This is a genomic window from Nocardioides pyridinolyticus, assembly GCF_054653575.1.
In genome coordinates, this window is the sequence record NZ_BAAIFY010000034.1 from 12809 (window position 1) to 27467 (window position 14659).

General features: G+C 67.5%; 15 protein-coding genes. 2 read left to right on the forward strand and 13 right to left on the reverse strand.

Going from position 1 to position 14659, the window contains the following annotated elements:
* Positions 1–2 precede the first annotated feature (2 nt).
* Positions 3–677, reverse strand: coding sequence for an SAF domain-containing protein (locus ACYQ0U_RS20710; RefSeq protein WP_459975778.1), 675 nt, complete (start codon positions 675–677; stop codon positions 3–5).
* Between the two features lie 331 nt (positions 678–1008).
* Entirely contained in the window at positions 1009–1449 is a 441-nt protein-coding gene (locus tag ACYQ0U_RS20715) for a helix-turn-helix domain-containing protein (RefSeq protein WP_459975779.1), read from the reverse strand.
* A 297-nt stretch (positions 1450–1746) separates the two neighbouring features.
* Here ACYQ0U_RS20715 and ACYQ0U_RS20720 point away from each other — a divergent pair, with 297 nt between their 5' ends.
* Both ACYQ0U_RS20720 and ACYQ0U_RS20725 read left to right on the forward strand, forming a co-directional pair.
* A complete protein-coding gene (locus tag ACYQ0U_RS20720; RefSeq protein WP_459975780.1) occupies positions 1747–3075 on the forward strand; it encodes a DUF4365 domain-containing protein in 1329 nt (442 codons plus the stop codon).
* Complete coding sequence (locus ACYQ0U_RS20725) at positions 3072–4502, forward strand: argonaute/piwi family protein (protein WP_459975781.1); 1431 nt, start codon at positions 3072–3074, stop codon at positions 4500–4502. Before ACYQ0U_RS20720 ends, ACYQ0U_RS20725 begins: the two co-directional genes overlap by 4 nt.
* Positions 4503–4920: 418 nt before the next feature.
* Here ACYQ0U_RS20725 and ACYQ0U_RS20730 read toward each other — a convergent pair whose 3' ends face one another.
* The 11 genes from ACYQ0U_RS20730 to ACYQ0U_RS20780 all read right to left on the reverse strand — a co-directional run bounded on the left by ACYQ0U_RS20730 (position 4921) and on the right by ACYQ0U_RS20780 (position 14488).
* A complete protein-coding gene (locus tag ACYQ0U_RS20730) occupies positions 4921–5274 on the reverse strand; it encodes a DsrE/DsrF/TusD sulfur relay family protein (RefSeq protein ID WP_459975782.1) in 354 nt (117 codons plus the stop codon).
* A gap of 107 nt (positions 5275–5381) precedes the next feature.
* On the reverse strand, positions 5382–6674 hold the full coding sequence (locus ACYQ0U_RS20735) for an MFS transporter (protein WP_459975783.1): 1293 nt from the start codon (positions 6672–6674) through the stop codon (positions 5382–5384).
* Between the two features lie 14 nt (positions 6675–6688).
* Positions 6689–7354 carry an ArsR/SmtB family transcription factor gene (locus ACYQ0U_RS20740; RefSeq protein WP_459975784.1) on the reverse strand — a complete coding sequence of 222 codons (666 nt, stop codon included), beginning with the start codon at positions 7352–7354 and terminating at the stop codon, positions 6689–6691.
* Positions 7347–8690, reverse strand: coding sequence for an MFS transporter (locus ACYQ0U_RS20745; protein WP_459975785.1), 1344 nt, complete (start codon positions 8688–8690; stop codon positions 7347–7349). Before ACYQ0U_RS20745 ends, ACYQ0U_RS20740 begins: the two co-directional genes overlap by 8 nt.
* On the reverse strand, positions 8687–10045 hold the full coding sequence (locus tag ACYQ0U_RS20750) for an MBL fold metallo-hydrolase (RefSeq protein WP_459975786.1): 1359 nt from the start codon (positions 10043–10045) through the stop codon (positions 8687–8689). Before ACYQ0U_RS20750 ends, ACYQ0U_RS20745 begins: the two co-directional genes overlap by 4 nt.
* Positions 10046–10096: 51 nt before the next feature.
* Entirely contained in the window at positions 10097–10729 is a 633-nt protein-coding gene (locus tag ACYQ0U_RS20755; RefSeq protein ID WP_459975787.1) for a class I SAM-dependent methyltransferase, read from the reverse strand.
* A 111-nt stretch (positions 10730–10840) separates the two neighbouring features.
* Entirely contained in the window at positions 10841–11542 is a 702-nt protein-coding gene (locus ACYQ0U_RS20760; protein ID WP_459975788.1) for a TetR/AcrR family transcriptional regulator, read from the reverse strand.
* 213 nt (positions 11543–11755) lie between these two features.
* The gene (locus ACYQ0U_RS20765) at positions 11756–11908 is read right to left on the reverse strand and encodes a hypothetical protein (RefSeq protein ID WP_459975789.1); all 153 of its coding nucleotides are present in this window, start codon (positions 11906–11908) and stop codon (positions 11756–11758) included.
* Positions 11909–11914: 6 nt separating this feature from the next.
* Complete coding sequence (locus tag ACYQ0U_RS20770) at positions 11915–13240, reverse strand: hypothetical protein (RefSeq protein WP_459975790.1); 1326 nt, start codon at positions 13238–13240, stop codon at positions 11915–11917.
* Positions 13241–13687, reverse strand: a complete 447-nt coding sequence (locus tag ACYQ0U_RS20775) for a hypothetical protein (RefSeq protein WP_459975791.1) — start codon at positions 13685–13687, stop codon at positions 13241–13243.
* An 84-nt stretch (positions 13688–13771) separates the two neighbouring features.
* Positions 13772–14488, reverse strand: a complete 717-nt coding sequence (locus ACYQ0U_RS20780; protein ID WP_459975792.1) for a hypothetical protein — start codon at positions 14486–14488, stop codon at positions 13772–13774.
* Between the last annotated feature and the right edge of the window lie 171 nt (positions 14489–14659).

Consider the following 14659-nt stretch of genomic DNA (forward strand, 5'->3'; position numbering starts at 1 on the left):
CCTCAGCGCTCCCGGGCGTCCAGGACGAGTGCGACCCGTCCGGTGGCAGCCCGGGCAGCCAGTTCGGCCGCCTCGGCTTCGGGCACCGCGACGTCGACGACGGTCTCCCCCGTCTCCTCGACCCGGTTAACACCAACGACGGTGGCCTCGATGGTGACCGGCTCCCTGTCGGTGATCTCGCCCTGGTCGCCGGGCGTGGTGACGATCCGGACGGCGTCGCCGCCGTAGAGCGGCTCTGACGGCATCTGCGCGGGAGTAAGGCTGATGCCCACCAGGGACTCTCCCTCCCCCGGCACCAGGTTGTCGGTGACTGCCTGCGCGGTGAGCAGAGTGCCGGCCCACAGGTCGACGGCAGCGCGGCTGCCCTCGAGCTCGGCCTTCTGGCTGCCGGGGACCGGGGTCAACGCCGGGTCGACGCTGACCCGCACGACGGCGAGGTCGCCGGCCTCGATGGTCTCGCCACGCTTGATGTCGTTGCTGACGACCAGGACCTCTTGGGTGTCGTTAACCGAGGTGAACGCGAACGCGGTCCCCAGGCCGCCGGCAGCGACAAGAGCCGCGCATAGTGCCAGGACCCAACGCCTGCGGCGGCGCCTCAGCCGTGGGAAATGGTTGTGGTCGGGAGGTGCCTTGATACTGGCGCCAACCTCGTCCCGTGCTTGCTGAGCAGTGTTCATCGACATGGATCCCCGAGTCCTCTCTTGTCTCGATCACCTACGTGTCAAGACGTGCCGGGAGCGGTCATCGCGAGCCCGACTCGATAGAAACAGACTAGTGCATTTCTATCGAGAGAATCGTTATCCACAGCTGACCGATTCCGAGATGTCATCGCCCGAGTCCTGACCGGAAGTGGTTGCGTGGCCCAATCCCCCCGATGGGACTGAGCGCTCGCACGCACCGAACATCCAGGTCAATGGGACCACAAATCATGCGGACTTTTCGGGAGGAATATATCCCTGTGGATTACGGTCAACTCGGCGCCAGGCGCGCCCGTCTACGGCGCTAGACCTACCCGCGCCGCACACGCTGCTGCCGGGCTTCCTGGAAGGCCGCGGCGACGACGTCGACTGTGTCCCCCAACCCACGCGCGAGACTCTCAAGCTGCCTGGCTGCTGGGAGTCGGGTCCAACGGCCTTGCTCCCAGGCGTAGTAGGTCGGCACAGCCACGTTGACGGCCGCAGCCAACTCGGGCACCGTCAGCCCCGCCTTCAAACGCAGTGCTCTGAGATCAGGAACCTCACCCTCCATGTGAATTAGACGAAGGGTCGGGATGTCGAGCGCTCTAGCAAGCTTGACCAAGAAGTCCGGCCGAGGAACCGAAGCGCCCAGCTCCCAACGAGATATGCGCTCCCCACCGGCGGCACCAACTAGACGCGCCAACTCATGCTGGGTCAGGCCCGCCTTCTCGCGAGCGGCGCGCAGCACTGAGGGGTCGATTCCGGAAACCATCGCTGACAGACACTAGTCGGAGCAAGCGGGAGCCCCCGCCGCGAATCTCCCCACAAGTTGAGCGACCTACGTGATACCCGCGCTGGGCAGAGGGCGCTGGGACACGCCGCTGACTCGAGGTGGAGCGTCACAACGACGATGCCTACCGGTCCTCTCGAAAGGCGTGGGCCTCGTCAAATCCGGACGCCCGCAGGTAGCACCGCCTCTGAACCGCGCCTGCCTCGTACTGTCGGTGGCGACTCGTACCCTCAAAGAGCCGAGGCTCTCCAGATTCCTCGGCAGAAGCGAGGTGACCGGGTGGGAAGCGGTAAGCAGGTCAGCCGCAGCGCGCACATCGGCGATGCTGGTATTGCCCTTATCCACCAGCGGGTCAGCGCCATGGATCACGTCTGGCACGAGCGCACAGTCGACGCCGGGATCGATGGCACGATCGAGCTGCGCGACCCTGCGACGGGCGAAGTCAGCAACTGCCACCTCCAGGTGCAAAGCAAGGCCAGCGACAACGACTTCCCCGGTGAAACCGCCGACCGGTTCCACTACGACTGCGACGAGCGCGACCTGGACTACTGGATGAAGTCTTCAATGCCCGTCCTACTGGTCTGCTCACACCCCAAGCGGGGCGAAGCCTGGTGGGCGCCCATCCAGTCCTACTTCGCGGATCCCGCCCGTCGCGCCAGCGGACGTGTGGACTTCAACAAGATCACCATGTCCCTTGAAGGGGACGTCTCCGACCGGCTGTTCGCGGTTGCGGATCCTCACGGCCGCGCGCACACGCCCGTCGCTGATCTGCGTGATGAAACCCTGGAGTCGAACCTGCTGCCTGTGACGATGCCCGACGTGTTCTGGGCATACGACGCCGCGGTCACACTCCCCCGGAAGGTCTACGACCTACAGCGCGAGAGCAGCCTCGATATCCGAGACGACTTCACCCTCTTCGGCGGCCGGCTGCTGACCTGGAGCCCCGTCGAGGACACCGCGCTGGCGGGCGCGGTGAACGGTGACCCGACGATCGAGGCCACCGGCGAACTGCTCGACGGCAGCCCGGACAGCGAGCGAATACTGGTGCGCTTACTCAACAACGCCTTCCGGCAAGACCTCCGCGATGACTGCGCCTTCCACGGCAAGCGCCACATGCTCTACTTCCGCGCCACCGACGACCTGTCGCCACGGAGCTGGAACACCAGCGGCACCCATTGGCGCTCCGTCTTCAAGCCGCACGCCAAGAAGACCAACCCATCGCAGGTCAGCTACTACAAGCACGCCGGCCTCAAGTGGCAGTTCCTCAACCTCGACGACGAGTGGTTCTGCGCCCTGACGCCCGACTACTACTACTCGATCGACGGCTACCGCGAGTCACGGTTCACAGCCCAGTACCTGAGCGGCATCAAGCGGCTCGAACGTAACCCCGCTGTGCTCGGCGAGACCCGCATGTGGGCCGCCATCCTCGCCGGTCGCGAGGGCGGCCATGACAGCTTGTTCAGCCAGAACGAGCGCATCCTCGAATTCGGCAAACTCGTCACCTTCGACACCGACCGCGGCATCGACGAGGCGAAGTGGAAGCGAGCAGCAGAGGCGTCGGACCCGACCGATCCTCTGGCTGACGGGGAGCTGGCGGAGACGGCATGAAACTCACGTTCATCGAAGAACCGGACCTGGAATTCGGCAACGGCAGCCGCCACATCGACCCACGTAGCGGCATCAACAACTACGGTCCGGCCGACCTGAGCCATACGGGAGTCCGGACGATCCAGATCGGCATCGTCGGCACCAAGGAGGCCATCGATGGGGTCAAGGCATGGCTCGACCGCTGCCGCGAACCAATTACACCCAAAGAAAGCCCGCTATCGCACCTCTACTTACCGTTTCCTGGGTTCCATACCAGCGTCGGCTTCCGCTCGACGATCATCTGGAACGGGCGGCTGGAGCGCACACTCGACAAACGAGCCCTGGAGAACATCGCAACGCTGAGTCCGCTGCAGGCTGTGCAGAAGGGCGTCGAACTGTACGAGGCCGAGCTGAGAACGCTCGATGAGGAACCCAACTGCGACGTGATCATCGTCTGCCGTCCCGACGATCTGCCCGAACGCGAGGAGCCGAAGACCAACCCTGACCGACCGTGGGAGCAACCAAAAGCTGCGTCTATCGGCTTCGACTTCCACGAACTGCTGAAGGCACGCTCGCTGAGCGGTAGTCGTCCCATCCAAATTATCCGACGCGAGACCTGGGACCCGACCTATAAGCCGAAGGGCCGCGACAGGCGACGCCAGCAGGACGAGGCAACCAAGGCCTGGAACCTGCACACGGCGCTGTACTACAAGGCCGGCGGCGTGCCATGGCGGATGACCCGCCATGTCCGGGACCTCACGACCTGCTACGTCGGCGTCGCCTTCTACCGGAGCACCGACAACGAAACACTGCAGACGAGCGTGGCGCAGGTTTTCAACGAGCGCGGCGACGGCGTGATCGTCCGTGGCGCCCAGGCCACTCAGTCGAAGGACGACCGACAGCCACACCTCACCGGCGACGACGCCAAGGACCTCCTTGAGCAGTCGCTGGCCCGTTACCGCATCGAGCACAAGACGGCACCCGCACGCGTCATGCTGCACAAGACCTCTTCGTTCACGCCTGAAGAGTTGGAGGGCTTCCGGGCTGCCGCCGAGGCGGAGCGCCTGGCCATGCTCGAACTCGTCTGGATCCCACGCGAGGACTCCCCCCGGCTGTTTCGGCAAGGCGAGCAGACGACCCTACGAGGCACGCTCCTGTCGCTCACTGACACCCGGCACCTGCTCTACACCCGTGGGAGCGTTCCGTTCTACCGGACTTACCCAGGGATGTACGTGCCGTCGGCACTCCCCTTCCGCCTTGTCGACGTGCAGTCGAGCGCGGCCGAGATCGCGACTGAGCTGCTCGCGCTCTCCAAGATGAACTGGAACGCCACCCAACTCGACGGACGGGTGCCCATCACGCTGCGCACAGCTGACTCGATCGGCCGGATCCTGAAGCACCTCGGCCCGAATGAACGCCCGGCGCCGCGATACGCCTACTACATGTGACTTGGCTCGGTGGGTGTAGCTGGGTATGAGCTCGTCGCTTCTTCGGATCGCATCGGCCAGCACAAGACGGCCAAGCATCGAGAGGTGCCCGCTCCGAGCCGCCGGCGAGGTGCGCGCCGCCCTCCGTGAGTTCACGCACAGCCTCAACACCCCAGACAGCGTTACGTCATCGCAGCTCGGCCCCGCCTCGCCGAGGCACCACAAACCGCCTGAACGAATCGAAGTTATGGGTCATTCAGCCAGTACTATGACCTGTAGTCACTTCTCATAGTGCTCGAACTCAGCGGTTCGGGACGATGAGGGCTCCGGCTTCGCCGGGGCCCTCAATTTCCGTCGCAGCCAGGCCCACTGATCCCGACTGTCATCCGTTCGCGCAGCAGTCCCGTCCTTCATCGGAACGCGGCTGGCGGAGGAGTCGTCAGAAGGTGAGAACGTCGTCGGCTTCGACGGTCCATTCGGCCAGTTCATCCATGGTGGATCGGTTGGCTTCGTCGATGAGGTGTTCTTTGGTGAGGCCGCGCGCGTCGAGGCATGTGCCGCAGCAAGCGATGCTGCCGCCGTGTCGGGAGAAGGACTTCAGCATCCGGTCGAGGGTGTAGTTGCCGTCCGGGGTCCTCTGGCCGGCGACGGCGCAGGTGACACCGTCGCCCATGAGGAAGAGGGTCACCTGGACGTCGTCGCGGCGCACGAGGGAGTTGGCGAGCCGAATGGCGTTGAGGGTTGCGACTACTCCGTACGCAGGGCCGTTGACGATGAGAAGGATCTTCTTCATGGCTCCACAGTCGCCCTGCGGGTCTGCGGGCAACAGTGCCCGAAGACGTGACGGGTAGGGCCGAAGTGCCCTGCCAGGATCTGCTCTTGGCCCAATGGTCGCGATCGTCAGCCGCGGAGGCTTCGGCGTGGGTACTGATGCCAGGCAACGGCGGGGATTAGCAGGACGGCGAGAAACCCGCCCGCAAGGGCGAGGGTTGCGTAGCTGGAGAGGCCGACGATGACGCCGGACATGGCGCCGCCTCCAGCGCCGGCGATCGCGATGAGGACATCGACGGCGCCTTGCGTCTTGGCTCGGGTCTCGAGTGTGGTGGCATCCACGATGAGTGCGGTGCCGCTGATCAGACCGAAGTTCCAGCCGAGTCCCAACAGGACGAGCGCGAGGGTCAGGAGCCTCATCGAGTCCCCTGGGGCGAAGGCTGCGACAAGTCCGGCAGCAAGCAGGGTGATGGCGGAGGCGATGGCCATGGGCACGCGCCCGATCCGGTCGACGAGGCGGCCGGTGACGAGCGACGGCAGGAACATTGCGCCGATGTGCATGCCGATGACGAAGCCGACATCGCCAAGGCTGTGATCGTGGTGGCGCATGTGCACCGGGGTCATAGTCATGATGGCGACCATCGCGATCTGGGAGAGGACCATGATGGTGGCGCCGAGTGCGACTGCGCCTGGTGAGCCTACGACGGGTTCGATCGAGTCGACATCTGCGCTGTCCGGGGCAGACGCGGCAGCCACCAGGCGGTCGTGGGCGATCTGCCGGGCGGTGATGAGCGGGTCGGGGCGAAGGAACACGAAGAGGATGACGCCGGCGATGCCGTAGGCCACGGCGGCGAGGAGGAACGGTCCGGCAAGTGCGGGTATGCCAAGTGTCTCGGCAAGGTCACCGAGGGCGTCGACCGAGTTGGGCCCGGCGACGGCGCCGAGTGTGGTCGAGACCATCGCGATCGAGACCGCGGTGCCGCGTGACCGGGGTGGGGCGAGGTCGGTGCCGGCGTAGCGGGCCTGCAGGTTGGTGGCCGTTCCCGACCCGTAGACGAGGAGAGCGATGAAGAAGAGCACCGGGTTGTCGAGCACCGCGGCGAGCACGATCCCCGCAGCACCGAGAGCGCCGACGATGAACCCACCGGCAAGTCCGAGGCGGCGGCCTGACTGCTGGGAGACGCGGCCGACGGTGAAGGCTGCGAGGGCTGAGCCGAGGGTGAACAGGGCGGCTGGGAGGCCAGCGGCTCCATCGCCGCCGAGCATGTCCTGGGCCAGCAGTGCGCCGACGATGACGCCGGCGGCCAGGCCAGCTCCGCCGAAGACCTGCGAGATGACCACGACCGTCAGGGATCGCCTGTAGAGATCGTGCTGGTCGAGGGTGCCGGGCGGGGTCGCGGTGCCGGGCAGCGAGGAAGTCATGCGTCTCTGGGTCGTCAGGCGGCGGTGTGCGGTCGGAGGATGCCGTCGGTGCGCCATTCGAGGGCGCCGTCTTCGGCGCGGCGGGCGCGGTAGCCGCGGGCGTTGAGGATGCGGACGGCGTCGTGGGCCATTACGCAGTAGGCGCCGCGGCAGTAGGCGACTATCTCGGTGCCGGTGGGGAGCTCGTCGAGCCGGTCGGCGAGCTGCTCGACGGGGATGTTGAGGGCACCTGGGAAGTGGCTGGCGGCGTACTCGGGGCCGGGTCGTACGTCGAGGATGACGAGGTCACCGGTCTGAGCGCGGTTGAGGAGCTCGGCCCGTGTGATGGCTTCGGTGTCCTCTGGGCCGAGGTACGCGCGGCGGGCGTGGTCGGTCCCAGGTCGGTGTTTCAGTGCCACCGAACGGAGGTTGACCAGGAGCTGGGCGACGTCCTCATCGGTGAGGAAGTTGATCACGCGCTTGCCGTCGCGTACGGAGCCGACCAAGCCGGCTTCGCGCAGCGACTGTAGGTGGGCCGAGCAGGTGGAGATGCCCATGTCCGCGACGTCGGCGAGCTCGTCGACGCCGCGCGGACCTTGGGCGAGCAGGTCGAGGAGCTCGAGGCGTCCGGGGTTGGCCAGGGCCTTGCCGACGGCCGCGAACTCGGCGAAGAGTGTGCTCTTGGCGGCGCGGTCACCCATGGGGAGCTCCTTCATGATCGGCATCAGGTGGGCCGGAGGTTCTGGCGTTGCGGGGATGGGTCTCGTACATCCGGACGGCGACGATGAGCGCGGAGACGACACTGATGACGGCGGCCACCCAGACCGCGGCGCGCAGGCTCCACAGGTCGGCGACGATGCCACCCATGAGCGCGCCGACGGCGTAGCCGAGGTCGCGCCAGACTCGGTAGATGCCCACGGCGCGCCCACGCCAGGTCGGGTGTGCGACGTCCCCGATCGCAGCCAGGAGCGTGGGGTAGACCATCGCGGTACCGGCGCCGAGGAGCATGGTGCCCGCGGCCCACGGAGCGAACGTGTCGGCGGCGGCGATCACCGCGAGGCCGGATGCCTGGATGAACATGCCGCCGCTGATCAGGCGCTTGCGGCCCCACCGGTCCGAGAGTGCGCCGGTGAGCAGTTGACCGACGCCCCACACGGCCGGGTAGAGCGCGAACAGCAGCCCGATCTGACCCACAGGAAGTCCCGCCGTTGCGAACAGGAGCGGGAACAAGCCCCAAGAGAGTCCGAAGTTGAGGTTGTTGACCAGTCCCGCCTGGCAGGCCGAGGACAGCGCCTTCTCGCGGAAGCTGGTCTGCACAAAGACCTCACGGTTGCTGAGCTCACCGTGAAGGTGGTCGTGTAGACCGTCGGCTCGCGGCACATGCCCGACGGCTTCGGTGCGGGCGTGGTCCCGGGTCTCCTTGACGGCAAGGGTCGAGAGCCCGAGCGCGAGGGCGGTGTAGGACAGGCCGAGCAGGAATGGCGCCGGGCGTAGGCCGTAGTGGGCGGCCAGGTAGCCGGCTGCCAGGGAGGTGAGGGCCACCGCTCCGTAGCCGGCGGCCTCGTTGAGTCCCATGGCGAGGCCGCGTTGCTGGGGCCCGACGAGGTCGATCTTCATGATCACCGTCGTAGACCAGGTCAGACCCTGGTTGATGCCGAGCAGCACGTTGGCCGCCACCACCCAGCCCCAGTTGGGTGCCCAGATCAGCATCAGCGGGACGGGGATCGCGACGAGCCAGCCAGCAATCAGCACGGGCTTGCGGCCGTAGCGGTCCGACCAGGTGCCGGCGAAGTAGTTGGCGGCGGCCTTGGTGACGCCGAAGGCGATGACGTAGGTGAAGATGAAGGTGTAGCCGGTCAGCCCGAACTCGCGCTCGGCGAGCAGGGGCAGCACGGTCTGCTGCTGCCCGACCATCCCCCCGACCAGTGCGTTGATCGCGACGAGGATCGTGAACTGGGCGGCATTGGCTCGCAGCCCGAGGCGAGGCAGTGTGGCGTGGCCCTGGGTGCCGTGGCCCTGGGCGTCGACCGGGTTCATGAGCCCGCCTCGAGACGGCGACCGGTCGTGGCGGCCCAGTCGTCGGGTCCACCGACCAGCACCGAGAGACCTTGCTGGCCCGCCCGGGCCAGGAGGCTGGCCGCACCCATGGCGCGTTCGCCGTGTCCGCACATCACCACGGTCGGGCCGTGCTGATCGGTGGTCGCCGGGTCGTCGGCCAGGTCGCCCAGCTCGACATGGGCGGCGCCGGGGATGTGCCCCGCCGTGAACTCGCTGGTCTGCCGGATGTCGAGGACGCTGGCGTCTTCGATGTCTTCGGCGGTGACGAGCGGGATGGATCCGGCGGGTTGACCGGCTTGAGTCCAGGCCGCGATACCCCCGTCGAGTTCACCGATCAGGTGGTCGTGGCCGATCTTGCGGGCCTGCCACAGGATCTCAGCGGGATCCTGGTCGGCGCCGCGGACGACGATCAGCGGCTTCGCTGCGGGCAGGAGCCAGCCGAGCCAGGTCGCGAACACCGGCCGCAGCGGGATTGAGACGGAGCCCGGCACGTGGGCGGCGGCGAAGTCAGCGACTGGGCGTACGTCGACCACCTCTGCGCCGGTCCGCCGAAGCTGGGCCACCTCGCCGGGCGCGAGGCCCGGCAGAGAGTCGCCGTTGACGTGGTCGGGGCCGCGTCGGTTGATCTCGCCGAGGGTGAGGAAGTACGGCGGGAAGCTGCCGAGTGAGCCGAGCAGCTGCTGGACGAAGGCGTCCTCGGACTCGGCGCGGAGCAGGTTGTTGGTCGCGCGCTCGGTGCCGATGGTCGAGGTCCGTTCCGAACCGGGAGGGGCCGAGCAGAAGGAGCCGGCGCCGTGGGTGGGCCACACGGCGACCTCGTCGCCGAGCTCGACCAGACGCAGCAGGGAGCGGTACTGGGCGCGGGCGAGCTCTTCGGTCCGCTCAGGTGACACCAGGTCGGTTCGTGCCGCGGAGCCGACGATCAGGGAGCCACCGGTGAAGACCCCGAGCGGCTGTCGGTTGTCGAACAACTCGAAGGCGATGTGCTCGTGGGTGTGGCCCGGCGTTGCCAGCGTCCGGAGGCTCAGCCCGCCGAGGTCAACCTCGTCCCCGTCCGCCAGTCCCCGGTGGGGGAACTCGCGACCGCCTGCCTGCGATGCGAGCACGGTGGCGCCGTCGTCGGCCGCCAGCTGGACCGCGCCGCTGAGGAAGTCGGCATGTAGGTGGGTGTCGGCGGCGTAGGCGATCTTCAAGCCGCGGCGCTCGGCCTCGGCCCGCATCGCCCGTAGGTCGCGGCTCGCGTCGACCGCGAGGGCGCGGCCGTCGGCGAGGTCCACGAGGTAGGCGGAGTTGCCCAGGCCGACGTCGACGACAGGGATGACGGAAATGCTCATGACCCACACACTACGTCATTCCAATGATTGTTGGAATGAGTCCCGCGTCAGTTACTCCCCCGTCGGCTTGGTGGCCCGGATGCGCTCGATCGTGCCGGCCTTCAACCGTTCGGACTCCTCAATGATCAATCCGGCGGCCAGGACGAGAGGCAGCTGCCGGCGGGTCTGGTACTCGCCGGCGAGGCGCCCGGTGAGCTGCTCGACCAGCCACGGCCAGGTGCTGCCGATGTGGTCGAGCAGGAGCAGATGCCCTCCTGGCACCAGCACCCGGTGCATCTCCGCGATCGCTCTCTCGGGATCCGGGATGCTGCACAGCGACAGCGCGCAGACGACAGTGTCGAACGACGCGTCGGGGAACGGGAGGTGCGCCGCGTCGCCTTCGCGAAGGTCAGCCTCAAGGCCGAGCTCGGCGGCGTACTTCCTGGCGAGGGCGAGCATCTCGGGACTCAGGTCGACGCCAGTGACGGTCGCTTCGGCGTCGTAGTGCGCGAGGTTCCGGCCGGTGCCGACCGCGATCTCCAGGACCCGGCCGTGCGCCCTGGCCCCGATCCACTCACGACCTCCGCCGAACCAGACCTTCTCGAAGAACGCGATCTGCTTGTTGTAGCCCGGCGCGGCCCTGTCCCAGATGCGCCGTTGCTTGGCCGTCGGTGTCTCACACACCTTGGCAGCCGTTCCAGTCATTGCTCTGTCCTTCCTGCGTGATGGGTAGAGACACGTTCGGCCCCGACGCGACGGCGGCCTCGACGACCCCCTGACGCATCTGCGGATCCGAGCTGCGGCGCGTGTCGGGCATCAGGCACCTCCGGCTGGGTTCATCGAGCGGGTGATCATCGCGGCGAGGGTGGACGCAACGGTCGCGTCGTCATGCGGCAACGACGATGCCGGCGGGGCAGGGTCGAAGCGGCAGTGCACGCCCCACAGCACGCACAGCTCGACCGTGGTGCGTGCGACCAAGTCGACCGGGCCGGGCAACGTGAACAGGCCCGCACGCGCGCGACTGTCGAGGTAGGCCCCCATGCCCGACATCGGGTCGCCGCGGCCGGCCTCGGACCAGACCCTGCCCAGCTCCGGCAACTCGGGGGCACAGCGGTCGACGAGCTTGATGGCGACCCGATTGCGCGACAGCCGCTGGTAGAGGTCCAGGACGATGTTGGAGAGTTCCGTCGCGGCCTCGGCAGCAGTCCGCGGCAATCGGTCACGCCCCAACGCCTGGGTCAGAGCGAGGTCGGGGATCTCGGCAGCCAAGCGTCGCGCCACGAGCTCGACCAGCTCCCCCTCGGCGGGAGCGCGAACCGGCAGGGCGCTGACGTCGGGCACGTGCTCGAGTCCGTCGCCGAAGCGAACGGCGGCGGCGAACATCGCCTCCTTGGTGGCGGCGTAACCGTAGAGAGTGCCCTTCGCCAGTCCGAGGACGTCTGCGATGTCTTGCATCTGGGCGCGCCGATAGCCATGAGTCACAAAGACGGCCACCGCCGCCTCGACGACGGCGGACAATCTGTCTGAAGGAATCCTTCGAGCCACATGACCATCATAATTGACCGACCTGGTCAGTCAACCGTTTCGGCACCCGGGTTCGCAGCGGCCCGGGCCCGACCACGCTCCAGGCAAAGGAGCCGTCAACGGCTACGGGCATCTCCGTCGCTGCCTGGCGTCGTATGCCGAGGGGGCGAACCCTCCGATGCCGACGGCCGGCCCAGCCCGGCAGCCTCAGGGCGGCGTCTCCTCCTCATCCGCCTCATCAACCGCTTGACGTCGGATCAACACCACCACCGCGAGCACCACGAACGGCCCGAACGCCACCAGCAGCACCACCCCCTGCTCGACCGGGTGCAGGGCACCCAGGTGCAGAGGAACCGTCACCATCGGTCAGGTCCCGAACAGCAGGTAGAGGCCCATGAAGGTGTACAGCACCATCGCGAACAGCAAGGGAAGCTGGCCGGTGATCTGGTGCCGCTTGGGCAGGATCTCCAGCGCGCGGTCATGCGCGGCGATCACACCGAGGACGTGCCCGGTGACGATGGCGAGCACCTTGGTCGTGGCCAGGAACGTCGGATGCTGCGCCAACCAGTAGCTCGCCTCCCAGTCCGCGGTACCGAACAGGTTCGACCCGTTACCCATGGGGTCGCTGAGCTGAATGAGGGTCTGCTGACCGGTCTGCACCAAGAAGCTGAGGTAGTGGGCGAACATGTAGCCGACGATGATCGGCACGATGGAGTGGGCCAGTAGCCGCGGGATCTGCCAGCGATGGACGCGTTCGACTCCGGTGGCCATCGACGCGGCAGCGAACGTCACGCCGACGATGACGACGGCGGTCAGGAGGCCGAGCGTGCCCAACACCGTGGGGCTGATGCCGCTGTCCTGGACGAAGCGGATCCAGGTGGCGCTGTCTCGCCAACTGTCATAGGCGGTACTGCCGAGCAGGACGGCGGCCACGGCGACCAGTCCACCCTCCGCGGGGATCCGTGACAGGTGCCGCAGCGGAGTCACCCACACCAGCCGGCTCGCTGTGTCGCGTCCCCAGAGTGAGAGGTGGGCCAGCAGCGTGGAGTAGACCTCGAACGGGTCCGCGCGTTCCAGCCACCGATCGCCGAAGACGGCGCCGCCAACGACCATCGCTGCGAGGTAGCAAGCCATCCACAGCCGCAGTGGGCCGAGGTAGGTCGAGTCCGGTGAAACCAGCTCGAGCCACACGAACGCGAACAAACCGATGGCGGCAGGCCAGTACCCGAGCCACGCGGGGTACTCGCGGAGTCCCTGCGAGGGCGGTTGGCCGGTGGCCTTGGCCAGCAGCAGGTGGATGGTGCGGACGGGGCTGAGGGCCCGGAAGACCCGGCCAAACAGCAGCGAGGCAGGGACGATGCCGACCCACAGCCACACGTAGATCACGCCGAAGGTCGGATTGATGAGACTGTCCGGCCCAAAGAGGGCCGGCCACAGCATGAAGAAGAAGAACGCGAGCCCCGCCGCCCTCAGGAGCACAGACCAGGCGGAGCTGTCGAGTAGCCGTGCGAGGCGCTGCGGTACAGCTCGCTCGCCGCGTCCGTCGCCGAAGCGTGGGCTCTGCCAGGCGAGCAGCAGGACGACGAATGACAGGGTCAGGGCGGCGGTGCCGGCCGCGATGGCCAGCGAGGCCGGGATGGGCAGGTCAGCTCCGCCGCCCAGGCCGTGCATCGGCAGGATCAGCGAGCTCATTCAGCGGACCTCGATGAGCGCGACCACGGCGCTGGTGTCGTGGTCCTCGACCTCGACACTGCCGGGGGTCTCGATCACCAACTGGGTGCGGGTGCTGCCGGCGTCGAACTCGACGAACTGCTCGGGGGTGGAGTGGACGTGCAATTCGCCGGCACGGTCGGACTCGACCTCGATCATCAGTTTCTCCCCCGTCGCCAGATCGATCTCTTGGGCGTTCGGCCGTACCTGCTCGCCGGCGATCGTGACGCTCAGCAGGGGTCCGGTCGGGGTGGGTTCGTCACTCGCGCTGGGTGTGGGGGAAGCGGTCGCCGAGGTGGTCTCCGACGAGGGGGCGGGGGTGGGTTCGTCGGCGTTGGAGACGGTGTCGGTGCCAGAGCAGGCAGCCAGGACGGTCGCAGCTGCGAGGGCGGCGAGAGTGGTCTTGGTCGGACGGATGAAGGTGGGCATGGCAAATCTCCTGATGTCGTGATCTGGGGCGGCGACTGGACACAGCGAACGGCGTGCGTGCAGGCGCAGAAGAAGGTGCGTGGGTCAGATCACGATGAGCGGAGGCCCACGGCGCCCGAGCCCTCCGGTCAGGGAGGCAAGCTGCCGTGCTGGTCCCTGCTCGGAAGCGGCAGCGTGAATCGAAGGTTGGGCGCCTCGCGTCGTGACACCGTGCATAGAGGTGAACCGGGTCAGCACCCGGACCACTGATGCGGCGAGCAGCGCGAGGACGGTCCACAGTGCGGCTTCGCCCTGCGCGAGCCACCAGGCCACGACCGCGGCGGCCGCCAGGTGCGCAAAGGCCATGGCAGCGTGGGGGCCGGTCAGGTCGTCAAGAATGTGCGTCAGCCAGTGGGGCATGACGAACTCGCCGCCGGAAAGCGGTTCGGGCCGCCCCATCGTCAGGTCGTAGAGCGATCCGCGGCGGCCCGAGCCGACTTCCGCCACGAACCCATCGGTGTGCGTTGAGGGTGCGCGGGCCGGGAGGTGGTCACCGGCATGGCCTGCCAGGAGGGTCAGCATGAGGTGGGTTGCGAACTGTCCGCCGCCCACCAGGACGATCATGCGGAACAGCCCCGCGGGGCCACCCATCGACGCGATGGCGACGGTTGCGATCGCCGCGTAGAGGAGGATCAGCCAGATCACGGGCGGGAGGAGTCCGCCGGCCGCGACGTGCGCAACGAGACCGAGGCCCCCAGCCACCGTTGCCGTCACCAGGCCACGCGCCACCCGCAGACCGGGTCCCGCGCGCAGATCGCTCACGCGGCGATTCTCGCGCACCCTTCGCCAGCCTTGGTCAGCGACCTGGGGACCGGTCTCGGCCGATCAGGAGAATGCACTCTCTCGGAGTCTGGGCCCCAGCGCCGCAGACGTTCAGGTGGTGACGCCAGCCCTCTCCCGCTACGGGGGTCGCGGGAGATCGTCACGGCGCTG

What these genes read in the sequence shown, in the direction of transcription:
- ACYQ0U_RS20710 (WP_459975778.1), bottom strand. Translation starts at nt 677, where the DNA reads ATGAACACTGCTCAGCAAGCACGGGACGAGGTTGGCGCCAGTATCAAG.
- ACYQ0U_RS20715 (WP_459975779.1), bottom strand. Translation starts at nt 1,449, where the DNA reads ATGGTTTCCGGAATCGACCCCTCAGTGCTGCGCGCCGCTCGCGAGAAG.
- ACYQ0U_RS20725 (WP_459975781.1), top strand. Translation starts at nt 3,072, where the DNA reads ATGAAACTCACGTTCATCGAAGAACCGGACCTGGAATTCGGCAACGGC.
- ACYQ0U_RS20730 (WP_459975782.1), bottom strand. Translation starts at nt 5,274, where the DNA reads ATGAAGAAGATCCTTCTCATCGTCAACGGCCCTGCGTACGGAGTAGTC.
- ACYQ0U_RS20735 (WP_459975783.1), bottom strand. Translation starts at nt 6,674, where the DNA reads ATGACTTCCTCGCTGCCCGGCACCGCGACCCCGCCCGGCACCCTCGAC.
- ACYQ0U_RS20740 (WP_459975784.1), bottom strand. Translation starts at nt 7,354, where the DNA reads ATGGGTGACCGCGCCGCCAAGAGCACACTCTTCGCCGAGTTCGCGGCC.
- ACYQ0U_RS20745 (WP_459975785.1), bottom strand. Translation starts at nt 8,690, where the DNA reads ATGAACCCGGTCGACGCCCAGGGCCACGGCACCCAGGGCCACGCCACA.
- ACYQ0U_RS20750 (WP_459975786.1), bottom strand. Translation starts at nt 10,045, where the DNA reads ATGAGCATTTCCGTCATCCCTGTCGTCGACGTCGGCCTGGGCAACTCC.
- ACYQ0U_RS20755 (WP_459975787.1), bottom strand. Translation starts at nt 10,729, where the DNA reads ATGACTGGAACGGCTGCCAAGGTGTGTGAGACACCGACGGCCAAGCAA.
- ACYQ0U_RS20770 (WP_459975790.1), bottom strand. Translation starts at nt 13,240, where the DNA reads ATGAGCTCGCTGATCCTGCCGATGCACGGCCTGGGCGGCGGAGCTGAC.
- ACYQ0U_RS20775 (WP_459975791.1), bottom strand. Translation starts at nt 13,687, where the DNA reads ATGCCCACCTTCATCCGTCCGACCAAGACCACTCTCGCCGCCCTCGCA.